20 protein-coding genes and 1 pseudogene are annotated in these 19,195 nt (G+C 45.4%); 7 read left to right on the top strand and 14 right to left on the bottom strand.

Going from position 1 to position 19,195, the window contains the following annotated elements:
- Nucleotides 1–145: 145 nt before the first annotated feature.
- A complete protein-coding gene (locus A4V09_RS25200; RefSeq protein ID WP_242964170.1) occupies nucleotides 146–310 on the bottom strand; it encodes a hypothetical protein in 165 nt (54 codons plus the stop codon).
- On the opposite strand from A4V09_RS25200, the pseudogene A4V09_RS06445 reads away from it, so the two are divergent.
- The 6 genes and pseudogenes from A4V09_RS06445 to A4V09_RS06420 form a co-directional block, all read left to right on the top strand.
- Nucleotides 276–862, top strand: a pseudogene (locus tag A4V09_RS06445) (ABC transporter ATP-binding protein); the annotation flags it as partial. The gene A4V09_RS25200 and the pseudogene A4V09_RS06445 sit on opposite strands and share 35 nt — an antisense overlap.
- Nucleotides 863–996: 134 nt before the next feature.
- Entirely contained in the window at nucleotides 997–3,252 is a 2,256-nt protein-coding gene (locus A4V09_RS06440) for an ATP-binding cassette domain-containing protein (RefSeq protein WP_065541625.1), read from the top strand.
- Nucleotides 3,253–3,343: 91 nt separating this feature from the next.
- Nucleotides 3,344–4,171, top strand: a complete 828-nt coding sequence (locus A4V09_RS06435; protein WP_065541624.1) for a MerR family transcriptional regulator — start codon at nucleotides 3,344–3,346, stop codon at nucleotides 4,169–4,171.
- Between the two features lie 39 nt (nucleotides 4,172–4,210).
- Entirely contained in the window at nucleotides 4,211–5,200 is a 990-nt protein-coding gene (locus A4V09_RS06430) for a serine hydrolase domain-containing protein (protein WP_065541623.1), read from the top strand.
- A 513-nt stretch (nucleotides 5,201–5,713) separates the two neighbouring features.
- Entirely contained in the window at nucleotides 5,714–7,225 is a 1,512-nt protein-coding gene (gene pdxR, locus A4V09_RS06425; protein WP_065541622.1) for a MocR-like pyridoxine biosynthesis transcription factor PdxR, read from the top strand.
- A gap of 20 nt (nucleotides 7,226–7,245) precedes the next feature.
- A complete protein-coding gene (locus A4V09_RS06420; protein ID WP_065541621.1) occupies nucleotides 7,246–8,433 on the top strand; it encodes an aminotransferase-like domain-containing protein in 1,188 nt (395 codons plus the stop codon).
- 246 nt (nucleotides 8,434–8,679) lie between these two features.
- On the opposite strand, the gene A4V09_RS06415 is transcribed toward A4V09_RS06420, so the two are convergent.
- From A4V09_RS06415 to A4V09_RS06370, 12 genes are all read right to left on the bottom strand, one after another.
- Entirely contained in the window at nucleotides 8,680–10,029 is a 1,350-nt protein-coding gene (locus tag A4V09_RS06415) for an MATE family efflux transporter (RefSeq protein WP_065541620.1), read from the bottom strand.
- Nucleotides 10,030–10,127: 98 nt separating this feature from the next.
- On the bottom strand, nucleotides 10,128–10,415 hold the full coding sequence (locus A4V09_RS06410) for a hypothetical protein (protein ID WP_065541619.1): 288 nt from the start codon (nucleotides 10,413–10,415) through the stop codon (nucleotides 10,128–10,130).
- The gene (locus tag A4V09_RS06405) at nucleotides 10,405–10,644 is read right to left on the bottom strand and encodes a hypothetical protein (protein ID WP_157123462.1); all 240 of its coding nucleotides are present in this window, start codon (nucleotides 10,642–10,644) and stop codon (nucleotides 10,405–10,407) included. The genes A4V09_RS06410 and A4V09_RS06405 overlap by 11 nt, the downstream gene beginning before the upstream one ends.
- A gap of 113 nt (nucleotides 10,645–10,757) precedes the next feature.
- Nucleotides 10,758–13,130, bottom strand: a complete 2,373-nt coding sequence (gene hypD, locus A4V09_RS06400; protein WP_065541617.1) for a trans-4-hydroxy-L-proline dehydratase — start codon at nucleotides 13,128–13,130, stop codon at nucleotides 10,758–10,760.
- A gap of 5 nt (nucleotides 13,131–13,135) precedes the next feature.
- Complete coding sequence (locus tag A4V09_RS06395; protein WP_084043453.1) at nucleotides 13,136–14,047, bottom strand: glycyl-radical enzyme activating protein; 912 nt, start codon at nucleotides 14,045–14,047, stop codon at nucleotides 13,136–13,138.
- 160 nt (nucleotides 14,048–14,207) lie between these two features.
- Nucleotides 14,208–15,122: an AraC family transcriptional regulator gene (locus A4V09_RS06390; RefSeq protein WP_065541616.1), complete on the bottom strand. Its 915-nt coding sequence runs from the start codon at nucleotides 15,120–15,122 to the stop codon at nucleotides 14,208–14,210.
- Between the two features lie 181 nt (nucleotides 15,123–15,303).
- Nucleotides 15,304–15,564 (bottom strand): hypothetical protein, encoded by a 261-nt coding sequence (locus A4V09_RS25195; protein ID WP_242963982.1) that lies wholly within the window; start codon nucleotides 15,562–15,564, stop codon nucleotides 15,304–15,306.
- Nucleotides 15,565–15,678: 114 nt separating this feature from the next.
- Nucleotides 15,679–15,852 carry a TetR/AcrR family transcriptional regulator gene (locus A4V09_RS25190; RefSeq protein ID WP_242963980.1) on the bottom strand — a complete coding sequence of 58 codons (174 nt, stop codon included), beginning with the start codon at nucleotides 15,850–15,852 and terminating at the stop codon, nucleotides 15,679–15,681.
- A 5-nt stretch (nucleotides 15,853–15,857) separates the two neighbouring features.
- Nucleotides 15,858–16,016: a hypothetical protein gene (locus A4V09_RS24230; RefSeq protein WP_157123461.1), complete on the bottom strand. Its 159-nt coding sequence runs from the start codon at nucleotides 16,014–16,016 to the stop codon at nucleotides 15,858–15,860.
- Between the two features lie 293 nt (nucleotides 16,017–16,309).
- Nucleotides 16,310–16,762, bottom strand: a complete 453-nt coding sequence (locus A4V09_RS06380; RefSeq protein ID WP_065541615.1) for a hypothetical protein — start codon at nucleotides 16,760–16,762, stop codon at nucleotides 16,310–16,312.
- Nucleotides 16,705–17,262, bottom strand: coding sequence for a hypothetical protein (locus A4V09_RS06375; RefSeq protein ID WP_065541614.1), 558 nt, complete (start codon nucleotides 17,260–17,262; stop codon nucleotides 16,705–16,707). Before A4V09_RS06375 ends, A4V09_RS06380 begins: the two co-directional genes overlap by 58 nt.
- On the bottom strand, nucleotides 17,253–17,441 hold the full coding sequence (locus A4V09_RS06370) for a hypothetical protein (protein WP_065541613.1): 189 nt from the start codon (nucleotides 17,439–17,441) through the stop codon (nucleotides 17,253–17,255). The genes A4V09_RS06375 and A4V09_RS06370 overlap by 10 nt, the downstream gene beginning before the upstream one ends.
- A 257-nt stretch (nucleotides 17,442–17,698) precedes the next feature.
- Here A4V09_RS06370 and A4V09_RS06365 point away from each other — a divergent pair, with 257 nt between their 5' ends.
- On the top strand, nucleotides 17,699–18,622 hold the full coding sequence (locus A4V09_RS06365) for a SufB/SufD family protein (RefSeq protein ID WP_330396515.1): 924 nt from the start codon (nucleotides 17,699–17,701) through the stop codon (nucleotides 18,620–18,622).
- Nucleotides 18,623–18,722: 100 nt separating this feature from the next.
- On the opposite strand, the gene A4V09_RS06360 is transcribed toward A4V09_RS06365, so the two are convergent.
- A complete protein-coding gene (locus A4V09_RS06360; protein ID WP_065541611.1) occupies nucleotides 18,723–19,181 on the bottom strand; it encodes a EutQ-related cupin domain-containing protein in 459 nt (152 codons plus the stop codon).
- Nucleotides 19,182–19,195 lie beyond the last annotated feature (14 nt).

Genomic DNA, 19,195 nt, shown 5'->3' with positions numbered 1-19,195 from the left:
ACAGAAATTCCGGTTCCCGGTCTTTATCCGTTCTTATACATTGGTCCCTTACAGTATAACATAGAGCGGCGTACAGAACAAGCGTTCTTTTCAAAAAGGAGCTGTACCCCATCATCTGGTGCATCAGCTCCTTTTTACTGCTGTTCTACTCTTTTGTACAAATGATCTTCACATCATATTTTGAAAGTGTATCCCCGCTTCGCACAGGTTCTCCTGTCAGAACATCTGTATTTCCCGCAAGACAGGACGGGATTTCCAGTTCTTCCTCCTTAAAGTCCCTGCGTGTAAACCGAGGGGAATTTGTATCCATTATGGGACCGTCCGGCTCTGGAAAAAGCACGCTTCTTTATATCCTTGGAGGACTGGACGCGCCTACCAGCGGCCATGTTTTTCTAAACGGAACGGACATCTCCGGTTTTGACGATGAAAAAATGAGCCGTATACGAAGACAAAAAATAGGGTTTGTCTTTCAGTTCTACAATCTCATCCCCAATCTGAACGTGGAAGAGAATATTATGCTGCCGCTGCTACTGGACGGCAAAAAAACAAAAGATCACCAGGAACAGATCAGCCGGATTCTGGAGGTCACCGGACTGTCAGACCGGCGCAGACATACACCCAGGGAACTCTCCGGCGGCCAGCAGCAGCGGGTGGCCATCGCCCGCGCACTGATCGGCAGTCCTGAAATCCTTTTTGCAGACCAACGGGAAATCTGGACAGCAAAACAGGGACAGAGATCATGAACCTGCTCTGTGAGATCAACCGCAGGAGCGGACAGACGATCATCATGGTGACCCATTCACCGGAGGCTGCCAAATGCAGCAGCCGCATGATCACCGTGCAGGATGGCGCCCTTATCTGACTGCACCGCTCTTGGCATAAAAGAGCAAAAAAAGTCAGGACATTTATTTTATATACTGTTATAATGGATGATATTTCGTAACTGTGAGGGTACTGAACAGTTACGGTACTTCAAAAAAGAAAGTGAGGAACAGCATGTCTCATAAAGAAAAAATCATCATCCAGGGGTTGAAGCAGAATAACTTAAAAAATGTATCTTTAGAAATACCCAAAGAAAAAATCGTTGTCTTTACAGGTGTTTCCGGTTCCGGCAAGTCCAGTATTGTATTTGATACCATAGCAGCCGAAAGCCAGAGGCAGATGAATGAGACCTACACGGCATTTATCCGCGGCAGACTGCCCAAATACAAAAAACCGAGGGTGGATTTTATAGACAATCTCACCGCATCTGTCATTATAGACCAGTCAAGACTGGGGGGAAACGCCCGGTCCACAGTTGGGACCATCAGTGATATGTATTCCGCCCTGCGTCTGCTCTTTTCCCGGATCGGAGAACCTTACGTGGGGACAGCGTCCTACTTCTCCTTTAATAATCCCAACGGAATGTGTCCGGAATGCTCCGGTATCGGCAAGATCCTGGATTTGGATATGGATCAGGTCCTGGCTCCGGATAAAAGCTGGAATGAAAGTATGGTAGAACTTCCAGCATTCCATGCAGGGAATTGGTATTGGAAACAATATACCCAGAGCGGGCTGTTTGATCTGGATAAAAAATGGAAGGACTACTCTGAAAAAGAGAGAAATCTTCTGCTATATGGCGCATATGAGCGAGGCCAGGAACAAGTAAATAAAAAGATAGAAGGGATTTACAACCACCTGAACCGGCTGCTTATCAAACGGGATCTGTCAAACTCCAGTGACCGCTCCCTTCTCCGTCTGAAGAAACTGGTAAAAGAGCGGGAATGCCCTGTCTGCCGTGGAAAGCGGCTGAATAAAGCCGCGCTCTCCTGTCGGGTGAACGGATACCGCATTGACGAAATGTGTGATATGGAATTCACAAAACTCTGCACTATCCTGCAGGCGATCACCGATCCCAGAGGGCAGGCTATTGTCAACACCCTGACGTCTTCCCTGACCCGCATGATTGATATCGGACTTCCCTATCTCAGCATGAACCGGGAATCCACTACCCTGTCAGGAGGGGAAGCACAGCGTCTGAAACTGGTCCGCTATATGGGCAGCTCCCTCACAGGCATGACTTACATTTTTGATGAACCGAGTACCGGAATGCATCCACGGGATGTCCACCGTATGACTAAACTGCTGCAGAGCCTGCGAAATAGAGGGAACACCGTCCTTGTGGTGGAGCATGACAAGGATGTTATCTCCGTTGCGGATGAGGTGATTGATGTAGGCCCACTGGCAGGCAGAAACGGCGGACAGATTTTGTATCAGGGCAGTTATGAAGGGCTGCTCCACTCCAAAACACTGACGGGGAACGCCATGCTGGAATATATCCCCATCAAACCAAACCCCAGAAAAGCCAGCCAGTTCCTGCCGGTAAGAAACGCAGATATTCACAATCTGAAACAAGTCTCTGTTGATATCCCAACCAATGTGCTGACTGTTGTCACCGGTGTGGCCGGCTCCGGCAAGTCCAGCCTGATCCGCGATGTGTTCGCACAGCAGTATGCGGACCGAGTGGTCCTGGTGGACCAGTCTCCTATCACAGCCACCGGCCGTTCCACACCGGCAACGTTTTTGGGGTTCTTTGACGATATCCGCAAACTGCTGGCAGCAGAAAACGGAGTAGATGCCTCCCTCTTTTCATTTAACAGCAAAGGCGCCTGCCCCGCCTGCAAAGGAAAGGGTATCGTTGTAACAGAACTGGTCTTTATGGACCCTGTCACTACAGTGTGCGAAGTCTGTGAGGGCAGCCGGTACAGCGGGGAAGCATTGTCTTACCGGTTTAAAGGTAAAAATATTTTAGATATCCTGAACATGACTGCTGAGGAAGCTGCGGAGTTCTTCCAGGAAAACAAAAAAATCCGCAGACAACTCCAGGCCATGATTGAGGTGGGACTTTCCTACCTGACTCTCGGACAGCCTCTCTCCACGCTCTCCGGAGGTGAGCGTCAGAGGGTGAAACTGGCAAAACACCTGGACAAAAAAGGGAATATCTACCTTCTGGACGAACCCACAACAGGACTGCACGCCTCAGATGTAAAAAATATCATGAGACTTTTGGACGGATTTGTGAAGCGCGGCAGCACGGTCATTGTGATCGAACATAATCTGGATGTTATGAAACAGGCCGATTATATCATAGACGTGGGACCTGACGGCGGAACTTCCGGAGGCCGGATAGTCTTTACCGGTACCCCTCAGGAAATGGCGGACAGCGCGGACACCATTACAGCCAGATACCTCCGAAAATCTTTGGAACATTGATCCCTTCATCTTTTCCTGAAAATGGTGTATTGACCTTTCCCTTAGGGCAAGGTGTAAGATAAGGCAAGAAACACGAAAGGGAGGGCTGCTATTGTTAACCATCGGCGAATTTTCAAATATATGCAAGGTATCTGCTAAGACGCTCCGCTATTATGCGGAAATCGGGCTGATCCAACCTGAGGAGATCGATCCGGAAAATGGATATCGCTATTATTCCATAGATCAGCTGGAAACCATGCTGTTTATCAATCGTCTGAAATCCTATAATTTTTCTTTGGAGGAAATCAAAACCATACGAAACACGGAAGAATTACAGGACGAGGCACTTTGTCTGGCACTTATGAAAAAAGAAAAGGAAATTGAAAAACAGGTGCGGGAATACCAAAAGACACTGGAGCAGCTAAATCAGGATATCTCCAACTTAAAACAGGGAAACTCCATTATGTCTTATATGGAAAACATTAATATCCGGCTTACGGAAGTACCTGAAATGTACCTTATATCTATTCGCAAAATGGTACACGAGTATGAATTTCCCGAAGAATATGGAAAATGCTACGGACAATTATTTAAAAAAATAAAGGATAAAAGACTGACGCCTGCAGCTCCACCCATGGTCCTTTTCCACAGTGACGAATTCAGCCCCTTTGGTCTGGATACGGAATTTGCTGTCCCGGTGAAGGAATACGCCACGGGAACCAGGAATTTCTGCCCCGGTCTGTGTATAAAGACAGTCCTGCACGGCTCCTACACAGAACTGCCCTCCGTATATGCGAAACAGCGGGAATGGGCAGAAAGAGAGGGGTATGAAGGAAGCAGCCTTCTGTATGAAGTGTATATCACAGATCCCTCCCGGGCTGCATCAGAAAATGAGCTGATCACCGAAATATATTATCTTGTCAAAAAGAAGACATTATAAGTCCGGGGCAGGAAAACAAACCATTAAGGAGAACACCAAATGAATCAGGAAAAGATAACAGAACTGGAAAAAGTCATAAACAAAGATCACAGCAATATCGGGGGCATGGTTGTCCTAAAAAACGGAGAAACCTTATATGAGAAGTATTTTAACGGATGCACTGCTGACTGCCGTATACATGTGTACTCCGTTACAAAAAGTATCCTTTCGGTATTGGTCGGAATTGCCATGGACCAGGGATATATCAAAAGTGTCAGTCAAAAAGTGCTGGATTTCTTCCCGGACTACACCGTGAAAAAAGGAGAAAAAACCATACAAAATATTACACTGGAACATCTGCTGACCATGACAGCACCTTACAAATATAAGTTCGCGCCTTATATAAAATATTTTACCAGTGACAATTTTGTCAAATTCACGCTCAATCTATTGGGAGGCCGGGGGCAGATTGGGGACTTTTGTTATACTCCCCTTATCGGACCCGATATCTTATCCGGCATCCTTTCCAATTCCACCGGCCGGTCTGTATTTGATTTCGCGTCAGAGAATTTATTTTCTCCCCTGGGAATTGCCGTTGCGCGCAGTTTAACGTTTCAAAGTAAAGAGGAGCAGATGGCATTCAATACGTCCACAAATATCAGCGGCTGGGCCTCCGACCCGGCCGGGAACAATACAGGGGGCTGGGGACTTTCGCTTTCACCTGTGGATATGGCAAAAATAGGGCAGTTATACTTAAATGGCGGAGTGTGGAACGGAAAACAAATTGTATCCAAAAGCTGGACAGAGGAGAGCACAAAAGAACACAGCCGATGGGAAAAATGCAGTCTTCCTTATGGATATTTATGGTGGATATCCGGGGATACGGAGCAAGGATTTTCTGCTATGGGAGATGGGGGAAATGTTATTTATGTGAATACGCACAGGGAGATGGTGGTTTCCATTGCTTCTCTTTTTACGAAGAATGTTAAAGACCGGATCGCTTTTATCAAAGATTATGTGGAACCTGCCTTTGACAAAAATTTCTCTTGATCTTTATATGAATCATAAAAGGCTTTCTATGATATAGCATCCATCATAGAAAGCCTTATTTAAACACCCGCAGAGACCATTCCACATGATCTGCCAGCGCTTTCTCCAATGCATCTTCTTCCTTATTCTCAAGGAGGCGTAAAATCCTGAGATGCTGCGCCGTGCTTTCCTGCATATTCAAGAGATTTCCGGACGGCGCCGGCAAGTATCCGAAGCGCTTCCCGGACAGGGAGCCGGCCCATCTCCAGTTCTGCCGCGATTTTGGACTTTATCTAGCATCATTCGGCAAACGGTCAAAAAGAGGCTTTAAAACTCCTGGAAAAATACAAACCATCTGTGATTTGCTGCAGACACCCTCTCTTCCACTTCTCTCACCAAATCTCCTATGCAGCTTTAATAATCTCCAACTTGTAAACAAAAAATTGGCTGTATAAACTTAACTACAATTGGTTGTTGATATACAGCCAATTCCCATTTATACTATTCATTGGACCGAACCAAATGGAGGAGCCAATGAGAATTCAAATAGACAAATCAATAAAGACACCCCTATACAAACAAATTGCGGAACAGATACAGTCTCAGATCATATCCGGTGAAATTCCCGATGGTTTTCAATTCCCATCGGAACGCCAGTTAGCCGATACACTGGGTGTAAACCGCACAACTGTGCTGAACGCATATAAAGAATTAAAGGCCGACGGGCTGCTCACCTCCCACGTGGGAAGGGGAACCATTGCTGTCAAAGAGACAGCACCCGCAGTCCGCAAAACAGAATCCCGTAAAGAACCTATGTGGGAGTATCTGTTCAGTGATTATCTGAAGAACCGTGATACCTTTGATGTGAATAAATATCTGGAAATGGCAAACCAAAAGGATGTCATATCCTTCGCGGCCGGAATCGCCTCCTTTGAAAATCCTCCGATTCAGGCATTCAAAGGAATGGAACACGACTTATTGTCCAATCCCAAAGGACTGCTTGTCTCTCCCGTGGCAGGTTTTTCCTCTCTGCGAAAGGTCATGGCGTCCTATATGCAAAAGCGCTCCTGCTTCTGCCACCCTTCCGAGATTATGATCGTTTCCGGTTCACAGGAGGGCATAGACCTGGCAGCCCGGGCCTTTGTCAACCCGGGGGATATTGTGCTGATTGAAGAGCCGTCCTTTTTCCCTGCAATACAGAGTTTCCGCGCTATGGGTGCCAGACTTATGGCAGTACCCATGGAAAATGATGGGATGGATATGAAAATACTGGAGCAGCTTTTGATCCGTTATCACCCCAAATTAATCTACACCATGCCCACATACCATAATCCCTGCGGTGTATGCATGAGCACCGCCAAGAGGGTCCGGCTTCTGGAATTGGCTGGTAAATATGCCATACCAATTCTGGAGGATGACCCCTACAGTGAACTGAGTTTTGAGGGGCAGACCACTGCGCCTTTGAAAACAATGGATAAGAACGGGAATGTCATCTATCTCAGTTCTTTTTCCAAAACCATCTACCCCGGTCTGCGCCTGGGCTGGATCTGCGCGGACAAAAAACTGATCCATCATTTTTCCAGTATCCGGCAGCTTGTGGATTTACATTCCTGCTGCATATCACAGCAAATTGTGGAACGGTTTATTGTAAATGGCGAGATGGAAAAATATGTGGAATTCATACGCAGGGAGTACCGGGAAAGAAGAGACATGATGGTGGATGCCCTGAAACAGTATGCTCCTTTTGAATTGTCCTTTGCTATACCGGACGGCGGGTATTACCTGTGGTGCAGGCTCCCGGACGGCCTGTCAGCAGATCTGCTGGCTTCGCAGGCGGCCAAAAACGGAGTCGCCATTCTGCCCGGAATGCCCGCTTATCTGACAAAACAAAAGGGGGAAAACTATATCCGCTTAAACTTTACCTTTCCCCCAAAGGATAAAATCGTTTATGGTATTAAAATTTTATGTGACGTGATAAGAAAACTGCTCATGGCTCATCAGGAGGACGAACCATGGCATGACAATGAAATAAACCCTATATTATAAATATGTAAAGGAGTTTTCTCATGGAATACAAATATGCGAAAAGAATGTCATCTGTTACCGCTTCCGAGATCAGGGAGCTTTTGAAACTCACAGAGCAGCCGGAAGTCATTTCCTTTGCCGGAGGACTGCCGGCCCCTGAACTGTTCCCCATAGAGGAGATCAAAACTGTCAACAATTATGTTCTGGACCATAACGGGGAACACGCATTGCAATATGCCACAACGGAAGGTTATCAGCCTCTCAGGGAATGGATTGCCAAGCGGATGAATACCCGGCTCGGCACATCTTTCTGTGATGAAAATATTTTGATCACCCATGGCTCCCAGCAGGCCCTTGACCTTTCCGGAAAAGTTTTCTTGGACGAAGGGGATGTGGTGCTGTGTGAAAGCCCCACTTATCTGGCCGCCCTCAGCGCTTTTAAAGCATATAGCTGTAAATTCGCAGAAATCCCTACAGATGATAGCGGCATGATCATGTCCGAACTGGAAAAAGCTTTGGAAAAATACCCGACAGCAAAGCTGATTTATGTGATTCCTGATTTCCAGAATCCCACAGGAAGAACCTGGAGCCTGGAACGCAGACAACAGCTTGCAGAGATTTCCGCTAAATATAATGTGGCGGTTTTAGAAGACAATCCCTATGGCGAGCTTAGATATGAGGGCGATTTTCTGCCATCCGTAAAGTCCCTTGACAAGGCAGGCAATGTTCTCTGTACAGGAACTTTTTCAAAAATCTTCTGCCCTGGCTACCGGATTGGATGGATCGCCGGGGAAAAAGAGGTCATCCGTAAATATGTTCTTGTAAAACAGGGCGTAGACCTGCAGTGTAATACCATAGCCCAGATGGTTATCTCCGCTTATCTGGAAAAATATGATATGGATGCCCATATTGATAAAATACGTGAGGTATACCGGAAACGGCGTGACACAGCTATTAAAGCTATCCGCAGCGCTTTTCCTTCGGATATTACGTTTACAAAGCCTGAAGGCGGACTTTTTCTCTGGATCGAGCTGAATGAAAAAATTGATACTACCAGGCTGCTGGAAAAGTGCCTGGAACACAACGTTGCATTTGTTCCCGGAACTTCCTTTTTTCCAAACACAAAGAAGTGTAATACTCTCAGGATAAACTTTTCTAATATGCCGGAAGATAAAATATCGGAAGGTATTATGCGCATAGGCAGAGCCTTGAATGAATTCACAGAATAGATGAAAACTAATTTCTGCTAAAAAGGAAAGCAGCCATAAACAGCCGCTTTCCTTCTCTTTAAATATCTAGTATCTCCTCTTATTCCGGATCAACAAGTATGGCAGTCTTCCCTTCTTCTGTAAGCATGACCGTTCCACAATTGGCCAGGTATCGGCAGCCATTCTATTTTCTGAAGACAGGTCAGCAGCAAAGCAAATGCAGTATCATTGGATAAAATATTCTGCGGAGTAATACTGGAATTTCAATCATCTGCGCAAAAGCTTTTTCTGTTCTCTGTGACGCATATAAATAATCCCGGTAATATCTGCCAAGAACCAGCCAATCGGTATAGCCCACCAGATTCCTGCAACCCCTATGGCCTCTACTGGGGCTAAAATATAAGCAAGGATCACTCTGGTCCCCAGGGATATGATGGTTAAAAGCAACGACATTTCAGGCAGATTGATCCCTCTGTAATATCCATAAAGCAAAAATAAAATCCCAATTCCTATGTAAAATGTGCCCTCGATCCGCAGGTAACCCATTCCGATACTTATAATCTCCGTATCAGACGGTGACACAAATAACAGCATAAGCTCCTTTGCAAGAAGAAACACAAGTATGGAGATCACTGCGCAGAACACTGCGGAAACTGCAAAAGCCTGCCTGGTACCTTTCCCAATCCTGTCTTCTTTTCCGGCGCCGTGATTCTGGGATATGAACAGGGAAAACGCATTTCCAAATTCCTGTGCAGGCATATAGGCAAAAGAATCTATCTTGACTGCCGCTGTAAAGGCAGCCATAACTGCAACGCCGAAACTGTTTACCAGCCCCTGTATCATCAGTATACCCAGATTCATTACCGACTGCTGTATAGATGCCGCGAATGAAAATCTTGTAATTTCCTTCATGGACTCCCTTGTCAGAGAGACACGGTGCTTTCCAAACAGCCGGATCCTGAACGCCGGTTCCTTCGCCCACACATATATGGAAATACCAATCCCGGATATGGCCTGTGATATTACAGTCGCCAGTGCTGCACCTCCGATTCCCCATTGAAAGGTCACCACAAATATGATATCAAGGACAACATTCAAAACCGAGGTTGTTCCCAAAAAAACAAGCGGAATGACAGAATTACCTATAGACCTCAGAAGATAAGCATAATAATTATAGAGAAACACGAAAAATATACCGGCAAAAATTATTATCACATACTCGTGAGACATGGCTAATATTTCTGTTGGTATCTGTAGTATCCGCAAAATCTGATTGATGAATACAAACACCAGCACATTGATAACTACTGTGACAACGCCTATCAGCAGAAATGACCCCTGTACACATACCTCCATCTTTACCTTGTCCTGTTTTCCGAAATAAAAGGATACCAGAGACCCGCTGCCCATACATAATCCAATTAGTATGGAAGTTAAAAAAGTCATCAGCGTATAAGCCGCTCCCACAGAAGCCATGGCATCAGCCCCTACAAATCTGCCTACGATCAGTGTATCTGCTATGTTATAAAATTGCTGCAGAAGGTTTCCGATAATCATAGGGCCTGCAAATATTAACATAGTCTTAATAATATTTCCTGTTGTCAAATCCCTCTTCATTATTACTTCATATTCCTTTTCTCATTATTCCTATTCAATATATCATAACGCATGAAGGAATATTTGTATACTTTATGTTTTTCTGATCCGGCAGCTCTTCATAATGCAGCATACCCTGCATCCAGAGACGCCTTCAGTAAATCTTCAATCCTGTTGTCATGGATCAAGAACTGCATAAGCCTGGACAGTTTTTCTTCTCCCATTTTTTTGCCTTGCTGTTCACCTTCCCTGCGCATTTGCTGAAATGCTGTACACATATTCATCCCTCCCTCTTCTGTCCTAATGGCATCCGCGTTATCTTTTATCAGCGGAACATCCAAAAAATCTCTCATGTTGTGAAGCAGGTCCAGCATTTGTTTTGTGTGATCAACCGCATCATAAAGCATATGTCTCACCGGCATTCCATAATGAATCTGTTCGCTGGCCCATTGCTGCAAGCATGGTGCCCCAAAGGCTCCCATCCGATCCACATGCTTTTTGCACGTCACGCAGTTTTTGGATCGCCACGGGCTGACCGTCTCTCCCCGGAATCTTTAGTTGTTTTTTCTCGTTCATCTCTTCCAAATACTCAGGTTTTATTATCTCCTCCCCTTGAAAGACAACGCCATTAAACAAATCTGCAAACACTTCATGATCAGACAGACGGTCATATATTTCCCCACCCTTTGCATTCCATGATACCCGGACAAAGAATAAATCTTTGCCCGGCCTTTGGGAACTGGAAAAAATCAGCCAAATGACTGCTCTGTTCTATCAATGATCTCGTCCTGCAGTGCTTTGCTCAAATTCCGGAAATGGTCACTGTATCCTGCCACACGCACGATCAGATCCTTATATTCATCCGGATGAGCCTGAGCCTCCAGAAGGGTCCTGCGGTCGATCACATTAAACTGTATGTGATGTCCATCCAGATTAAAATAAGTCCGTACCAGATTTGCCATCTGCATCAGTCCGTTCTCACCAGACACCACCTGAGGCGTAAATTTCTGGTTCAGCAGAGTTCCCCCTGTGTTTAAGTGATCCATCTTGGAACAGGATTTCACTACAGCCGTAGGACCTTGCACATCCGCCCCCTTTTCCGGGGATATTCCTTCAGATACGGGTTTATGCGCCATGCGGCCATTGGGACTTGCCAGCATCACTTCCCCAAAATAAACATGACAGGTAGTCGGCAGCATATTGATGCGGTATTTTCCGCCCTTCATATTGGGCTGCCCGGTCACACTTTCATAGTAGAACTGAAACACGTCTTTCATAATGTCATCCGCATAATCATCATCATTGCCGTACTTAGGTGTTTTATTGCTGACAAGATTCCAGATTCGGCCATGCCCCTCAAAATTGTCTCTCAGTGCCTGCATCAATTCTGACATGGTGAATTTTTTCTTGTCAAATACATTATATTTTATGGCTGTAAGGCTGTCGGTGATGGTCCCGATCCCCACTCCCTGCAGATAATTGGTATTGTATCTGGCCCCTCCGGCGTTATAATCCTTCCCCTCTGCAATGCAGTCATTGGTAATGACAGAGAGGAACGGCACCGGCATGTAGCGGGCATAAATCCCTTCAATCACATGATTACCCCGCATCTTAATATCCAGGAAATGCAGAATCTGCTTTTTATAGGCCTCGAAAAGCTCCTCATAGGATTGAAACTCCTCCGCTTTGCCAAGAGGCAGGCCAAGCATTTCCCCTGCAACAGGATCATATCCATTGCAAAGGGTAATTTCAAGTATTTTAGGCAGATTGAAATAACCGGTCAGAATATATGCTTCATTTCCAAAGGCACCTGTCTCCACACACCCGCTGGTACCGCCTTTTCTGGCATCTGCAATGGATTTTCCCGCGTTTAGAAGCTCCTGGATTATACTCTCTGTATTATAAAAGGCCGGCTGTCCCCATCCTTTTCTGGAAATCTCACATGCTTTTAATAAAAACTCCTGAGGCGTCTTTTTACTGATCTGCACATTTGAACTGGGCTGCAGTAATTTCATCTCATCCATACATTCCAGGATCAGATAGCTCACTTCATTGACACCGTCATGTCCCTTTGGTGTTACCCCGCCGGTATTGATATTGGCAAAGTCTGTGTAAGTACCGCTTTCTTTCAATGTGATTCCCACTTTTGGCGGCGCAGGCTGATTGTTGAATTTCACCCACAGGCATTCCAACAGCTCTTTTGCACGTTCCCGGTCCAGAACCCCCTCTTTTACATCCTTTCTGTAGAAGGGGATCAAGTGCTGGTCAAGCCGGCCGGGGCTGTAAGCATCCCATGGGTTCAGCTCACTTGTCACAGCCAGATGAACAAACCAATACATCTGAAGGGCCTGCCAGTATGTCTCCGGTTTGTGCGCCGGAACAACGCTGCAGTTTTGGGCGATCTGCAAAAGCTCCTCCCTGCGGACACTATCCTCCTCTTTTTCCGCCAGCTCCAGCGCATAGTCATGATACCGCCTGCCCAGAAGTATTACCGCGTCACAGGCAATTTCCATGGCGTGAAGCTCATTCTCTTTGTCCAGGGCTTCCGGGTCCTGGCTGTAATCCAGATTCTTCCATGCCTCTTGAATTTTCTTTTTATAGTCCAGAAGCCCTCTCTTGTAAATATTCTCAGAACCCACAGTATGACCCGGGCCTCTCTGTTCCATAAATTCCGTGAAGATTCCGCATTCATATGCTTTCTTCCATTCTGGTGTCATTTTTTCCAGGATCCGGTGCCGGATGGAACGCCTTTCCCAAAAAGGGATCATCTTCTTTTCCTGAAACGTATAATCCTCCTCCTGCACCTTGAAGCTGATCAGATCCCTGTCATTCATCACATGAAGGTCCTGCACGGTATGACAGCACAGTTCCGGAAACGTAGGGGCTGCCTGAGGCCCGTTTCCCTTCTCACCCACCAACAATTCACCTTTACCTATGTACAATGTCTTTTCGGCAAAATAGTGTTTTAAAACCAATGCCCGAAGTTCCGGCACGGATACGGTGCCTTCGTATCTGCGGTACACCTCTGTCTCTATTTTTGCACGTTCCATATCAATATGCGCTTCTGTCTCCAGGCTCTCCCTGCGAAGCCTTCGGATTCTTTCGTTCATTCCCTGTTCCATCTACATTAACCTCCTATTCCGGCCTGATATCCCCGCGCCAGGCACATATCCAGCAGTTCCTGCATGCGTGATTCCTTGGGGGTGGTAAAATCCCTGCCCTGGTATTTTTGACCCAGCCTTGGATACTTTCCGCTCCCTGTATTATGGTAAGGCAGCAGGTGAATCCATTTTGGTGTAATGGAGTGGGAACTGAGAAACTCCAAGGTTTCCTCCATATTCCTATCCGTATCATTTACACCGCCCACGACCGGAATACGAATCCAGATGGCTGCTTTGCTTTTGGAAAGCCTTATGAGGTTTTCCAGGATTTCTTCATTTCCTACCCCGGTCATTTTCTGATGCAGCCGGGAATCCATAAGTTTTATATCATATAAAAAGGTATCTGTATAAGGAATTATCCGCGCTATATTCTTCCATGGTATGTATCCGCAGGTATCTACGTTTACCCGTATCCCCCGCTTAGTCAGCTCAAGCATCAGCTGCTCCACAAAATCCATGTCCCTGGCCAGTACCTCTCCCCCTGAGAGAGTAACCCCGCCGTGAGACTGTTCATAAAAGGGCTGGTCTTTTACTGCTTCCGCAGCCAGTTCCTCCACTGTATATTCTCTGCCTGCGAATTCCCTGGCATTTTGCAGACAGTATTCTTCACATGTATGGCAGATTCCACATTTATTTACATCTGTCACCGGTTTGTGTCCATCCATGGAAACAGCTCCGCTTGGACAAGCCCCAGCACATTCTCCGCACCCTGCACATTTTTCCTGATTCCACATGAACTGCTGCCCATAATCCTGCGTCTCCGGATTATGGCACCAGATACAGGAAAGCGGGCATCCCTTAAAAAATATAGTGGTGCGTATTCCTTCCCCATCGTGTATGGAAAACTTCTGTATGTCCGTCACCAATTGCACTTCCATCTAAGCTGTATACCTCTCTTTGCATGCTTTAGGCTGAAAACCAGTCTACAAACAGCATTATATTCCCCCCATACCTGAAAGTCAACGGATGCACGTTTGGTTTCCCAAGACAACTGGAATCCATTGCACTTGGTATGCTGCTGGAGCACGTCCAAGTGCGTTATTCTGTCTCAGCAGGAATAACCCAGATTTCCATATAATGAATACCATCCATATTTTTATAATATTTTTCAGCAGAGAAAGGCTTCGTTGCCAGTTTATGGTGGGGCAGCCAGGTGCCGAAAAGGTATTTTCCCGCTTGATCCAGCGCTGTTGTCACAAGCGCTTCAAAACTTTCTGCCTCAATACTGCAGACAAGATATTCCCCTGCGGGCAGTTCTTGTTTCGCCAGCGCTTCCGGCATGCCCGCTCCGCCTGCAAGACCTCCTGCAAAATAGGTAAATTCCCCTTTCCGGGGTTCCTGCATGTATGACATTCCCAACTCAGCTTCCGGGTTCAGATAATCCGCAAACGCTTCCTTTTCTTTGTGGTATCTCTTCCATAACTGGCCAGGTATATCCACTCCTGTGCTTTCACCTGCCGGAATCTGTCCCTCTATTTTTACCTTTGTCTCAAATCCAAGATACACCTCCGGATAGTCCAGTGTTCTTCTATTGATCTCCAAAACCATATTACCCGCAAGCAGCGGAACCCCTTCATCAATCATGGTATAAACCATAGATATCTCAGGCTTTATAAAGGTATTCAAAAGCGGACGTGTGTCTCTGTATTCCTCCGGTGTTAACCCATATGCAGTTTTAAATGCTCTGGTGAAATTTGCATGGCTGGAAAATCCGTACTCCAGGGCAATATCCAGAATTCTCATATCGCCCTTATCCAATTCCGCTGTCACGAGTGCCAGTCGTCGCAGTTTGATATATTCCTGGACCGTTTTATTTATCAGACGTTTAAAGAGCCTCTGAAAATAGAAAGGGGACAGCCCTGCTATGTCAGACAGGGTTTCCGCGTTGATATCCTCCTTGATATGTGCTTCCATGTAATCTAAAGTCTTTTGTATAGCTTCCCATGCGTGCATTGTGCGCACCTCCTTATTTGATATGGCGTAACTTGTTCATGCGCTGACCTGCCAAACAGTTACGATATGGTTATACTATCAGATAAAATTGGTGCCCGCTTTTCACCCAATGCTCATTTTTTACGGTATTCCTCCTTATACACAAGTTTTTGAAACAGTTCTATCCACTCCTCAAACTGCCTCAGCATTTCATCCAGGCAAATTTCTGCACCTTATCATGTATATATCCGTCCCCCATCCAGCGCAGCATTTTATAAACCTTAAATGGATCAACATCATTTTTAAATTTATAAGTATCTATATGACCAAAGCATACCTGAAACAATACGTCATCTTGCATTGTATTTACATTTTTAAGTTCATCTGATACATCTTCCTTTTCAGAATAAAAGGCACGCAGAGCAAAATCCAGTATAAAAGGATACTTATCCAATATTTTCACTTTATAAGTGCCTGCATATCGTAAGAGTTCAAAGAAATCTGTTATGGATTTAAATCTTTCATCAACAATCGATTCCTTCCTGGTTTCTATCAGGCAATTGTATATATACAGATATTATTCTTTCTTATTGCGAAAATAGTAAAACAATAATCCTTTTGAGATTCCTGCTTTTGCCGCCATCAAATCCGTGGATGCCCTTTTGTATTCATTTTTCCCAAATACCTCCATTGCGGCATTTATGACGGCCTGTTGTTTCTCTTGCGGAAGAGAAGAAAACTTTTCATTCATTTAGGCTATCCTTTCCATTCATGCATGTGCACATGGTTCTCCGTGGGGCCTCCGCCTCCGTTTTCCAGACAGGCTATAGAACCGTCCTGTATTTCGCCCATTTTCCCAAATAATTTTTTTACATTAAAATTTATATGTTTGGGAGGTGTCATAAATCCTTCCATATTTTTTTCCTTTCCGGCTCGTGATAAGTCTCTTCCAGAATCATTTGCCTGTTCCCTGTCTTGAAACTGCTTGTATGCAGCAGCAGTTCATAACTTCCAAGTATCAAAAAAACTCCTGCCCCAAAGGAACAGAAGTTAGAGTTTCCGTCAACGCCTACATAGCAGTTCAGGCTGCCCTCATAAGCCCATTCACAGTTACAGGCAAAAATTCAAACAGAATCGAAGCGCAGACCCGCTGAATAGTTATAATTACCTATTATAATAAAACAGTTATGTGACTGTGTCAATCTTTTTTAATCTTTTTTAATCTCTTTTAACGCATTCAGTGTTTCATCCAGGTTGATCTTATGCCAGTTTTTGCCCAGGTCCTCATTTGCCAGAAGTCCTTTAAGACGGAAATCACTTAATTCCTTTTGCTGGGTTGACAGCCGAAGCTCATCGTGTTCTGTTTTAATCGTTATAATATAATTAAGAGCAGAGGTTGACACCTGAATACTTTCTATTGTCTCAAAGGGGATTGCCAATGCCACCTCTTTTTTCAATCCCCTGGTCATCTTGCTGAACGGCACAAGGACCAGTTCGTCCGCACATATCTGTAGTACAAAGAATTCATTGCTGCATCCTAAAAATTTTGCGATGGAGTCACTTATGTTTGCGGGTGCATAGGATACTATAATATTTCTATTCTCTATGGGTGCATACCCCGCGCTCTTAATAATGTCCCATATTTTTGTCTGTTTTGCCATATCTTGTTCCCTCCATATATCATATCTTTTATTGTCAGATGTCTTAATATACTAGCAGCACACACCGTTATTGCCATGGCCCCCAGCACCTCTAATACTATATATCTATGTAAATCTGATGCCACGGATAAATCATAATTCTGCTTAACAAAAAAGCCTGTAAAATCCTCCATAATAAATACAAGGAACATAACAACTGCACTGGTCACAATGGCATTCTTCCGCTTTTCTTTATAAATATACCGTATTCCTGCACACCAGACCAGAATATACAGGTATTGATGCAGCACCAGTAAGCCCACATGTGCAAATATTCCCGAAAGAAATTCCACAGCCCCAAAGGCCGCCAAAAAAATATTGTACGGCAGCAGAAAAATCAGAATTCTTTTCCTGTCCGCTGCTTTTCCAAGCAGTACCCGTGTCAGTATGAGCTGCTGTAGAAATTGTACTGTGATCCCAAACAGGTTGAATCCCGTAATATTCCAAAATGTCAGTTCCATACAGCCGACTTCCTTACATTCTCTGTTTTTGTTTTACAGGCATGCTCCACAGTATTGTCTTCCATAACCCTTAAACAACCGGACAAATACCATACTGCCATCTGTTTTAGCAGATTGGGCCGTACATTTTCTATGACCTGCTTGGTAATAGACGTACAATCTGTCTCCTTTTTATTCATATAACCTCCTCCAAGATATTCTGTTCATGAAAACCGTCCGGCAGATGTAAGATGGCACTGCCTGCCGGCTTTTCTTACTGTTTATAAAGGAGGACTGATACCATTGTCAATCTTGCCAAAAGCAAAGGCATGATCAGACAGCAAAAATAAGTTCATACTGTCTACCACTAAAGTATATGAATCTGAATAAAACGGAAAGGAAGTTTCATATGTTAGAATGAAAGACCGCCCCGCGGGAAAATATGTCAGGAGGATGCATGATGAACAGAATTGCAGAAAAACTATTACGGATCATCTCGGATTATGCCGATGGTTTTAAGGGTGCTTTTAACATCCGGGAAGACGGCCAGTGTGTCGGCCGGCAGTCTACACCTAATATCCGCATTGACACTAAGGAGGATGCCCCCGGCCTGGTCATCCATGTAAGCCCCAATGCGCAGAAGGAAGTGGTTTACATCCCTGCCTGCGTAACTCACGGTGCTGTCGATGACCTTGTGTATAATGATTTTTATGTGGGAGCAGGAGCCGATGTGACAATTATTGCCGGATGTGGTGTCCATACAGACAGCGGCGACATGGCAAGACATAGCGGTATCCACCGTTTTTTTCTGGAAAAGGGTGCACATGTTTTATACAAGGAAAAGCATATCGGCACAGGATCCGGAACCGGAGAAAAGCGGATTGATCCCGTTACGAATGCGTTTCTGTTGGAAGACTCCGTATTGGAGATGGACACCGTGCAGCTTCAAGGTGTGGACAGCACGGTGAGAAAAACAACCGCCAGACTGGCGGCGAGGGCAAAACTGATCATTCATGAAAGTATTTTAACAGAAAAAAACGAGACCGCAGAGACGGACTTTACGGTCTCCATGGACGGAGAAGACTCCGCCGTTGATCTGATCTCCCGCTCTGTGGCAAAAGGCAGCTCCCGGCAGGCGTATCACTCCTGCATAATGGGAAACTGCCGCTGCAACGGACATTCTGAATGTGACGCTATCCTGGCTGACCACGGCACGGTAAATGCCTCCCCGGAGTTGTACGCGGGCAGCATTGACGCTGTTTTGATCCATGAGGCCGCCATTGGAAAAATCGCCGGGGAACAGATCATCAAGCTCCGTACCCTGGGTCTTACAGAGGAACAAGCGGAAGAAAAAATCATAGAAGGCTTTTTACGGGCATGATGGCTCCCCACACATTGCCTCCCGTACAGTTTTTTCCTGTGACTGCAGACTGATCCAGCCGCTATACAACGCCTGAACAATGCAGGAAGCCGTCCCCTATCTACTTATTCCAATCCGCAGGATACGTCACATAAATAAACCGCGCCCTCTCAGGAACCGAAAACTGTATCCGAGCCCCCTTAGGGATCAAAATAATCTCACCCGCTCCAGCCGTCACCTGCATCCTGTCCTTAACGATCGTAAGCTCCCCATCAATCACATAATCAATCTCATCATAATCCAAAGTCCAGTCAAATGTAGTTCTCTCCATCTCCATAATACCGCACCCAAGCCTAGGGCTCTCAGCAAGAGAAAACAGATCATGCGTATATACCTTATCATTCCTATTTCCGGTATCCAGCCTGTCTGTTTCTGTCACATGGATTTTAGGCACTTCCATCTTAATAACACCAGCTATCTCCTGCCGATGCACATCGTTTTTCGGAATGCCCAAACCCCCAACCTTCTCCTCCAACACCTGTGCTATCATCTGTTCGATCACTTCTCTGCTAATCTCCATTCCCTACACCCTTC

Source organism: Blautia pseudococcoides, assembly GCF_001689125.2.
GTDB lineage: Bacteria > Bacillota > Clostridia > Lachnospirales > Lachnospiraceae > Blautia > Blautia pseudococcoides.
Note: the sequence above shows the minus strand (reverse complement) of the source record. Positions and strands in the feature narration are given on the sequence as shown.

Coding starts and splice junctions, on each gene's coding strand:
- A4V09_RS25200 (WP_242964170.1), bottom strand. CDS start 310: ATGGATACAAATTCCCCTCGGTTTACACGCAGGGACTTTAAGGAGGAA.
- A4V09_RS06440 (WP_065541625.1), top strand. CDS start 997: ATGTCTCATAAAGAAAAAATCATCATCCAGGGGTTGAAGCAGAATAAC.
- A4V09_RS06430 (WP_065541623.1), top strand. CDS start 4,211: ATGAATCAGGAAAAGATAACAGAACTGGAAAAAGTCATAAACAAAGAT.
- pdxR (WP_065541622.1), top strand. CDS start 5,714: ATGAGAATTCAAATAGACAAATCAATAAAGACACCCCTATACAAACAA.
- A4V09_RS06420 (WP_065541621.1), top strand. CDS start 7,246: ATGGAATACAAATATGCGAAAAGAATGTCATCTGTTACCGCTTCCGAG.
- A4V09_RS06415 (WP_065541620.1), bottom strand. CDS start 10,029: ATGAAGAGGGATTTGACAACAGGAAATATTATTAAGACTATGTTAATA.
- A4V09_RS06410 (WP_065541619.1), bottom strand. CDS start 10,415: ATGCTTTATGATGCGGTTGATCACACAAAACAAATGCTGGACCTGCTT.
- hypD (WP_065541617.1), bottom strand. CDS start 13,130: ATGGAACAGGGAATGAACGAAAGAATCCGAAGGCTTCGCAGGGAGAGC.
- A4V09_RS06395 (WP_084043453.1), bottom strand. CDS start 14,047: ATGGAAGTGCAATTGGTGACGGACATACAGAAGTTTTCCATACACGAT.
- A4V09_RS06390 (WP_065541616.1), bottom strand. CDS start 15,122: ATGCACGCATGGGAAGCTATACAAAAGACTTTAGATTACATGGAAGCA.
- A4V09_RS25190 (WP_242963980.1), bottom strand. CDS start 15,852: ATGAATGAAAAGTTTTCTTCTCTTCCGCAAGAGAAACAACAGGCCGTC.
- A4V09_RS24230 (WP_157123461.1), bottom strand. CDS start 16,016: ATGGAAGGATTTATGACACCTCCCAAACATATAAATTTTAATGTAAAA.
- A4V09_RS06380 (WP_065541615.1), bottom strand. CDS start 16,762: ATGGCAAAACAGACAAAAATATGGGACATTATTAAGAGCGCGGGGTAT.
- A4V09_RS06375 (WP_065541614.1), bottom strand. CDS start 17,262: ATGGAACTGACATTTTGGAATATTACGGGATTCAACCTGTTTGGGATC.
- A4V09_RS06370 (WP_065541613.1), bottom strand. CDS start 17,441: ATGAATAAAAAGGAGACAGATTGTACGTCTATTACCAAGCAGGTCATA.
- A4V09_RS06365 (WP_330396515.1), top strand. CDS start 17,699: ATGATGAACAGAATTGCAGAAAAACTATTACGGATCATCTCGGATTAT.
- A4V09_RS06360 (WP_065541611.1), bottom strand. CDS start 19,181: ATGGAGATTAGCAGAGAAGTGATCGAACAGATGATAGCACAGGTGTTG.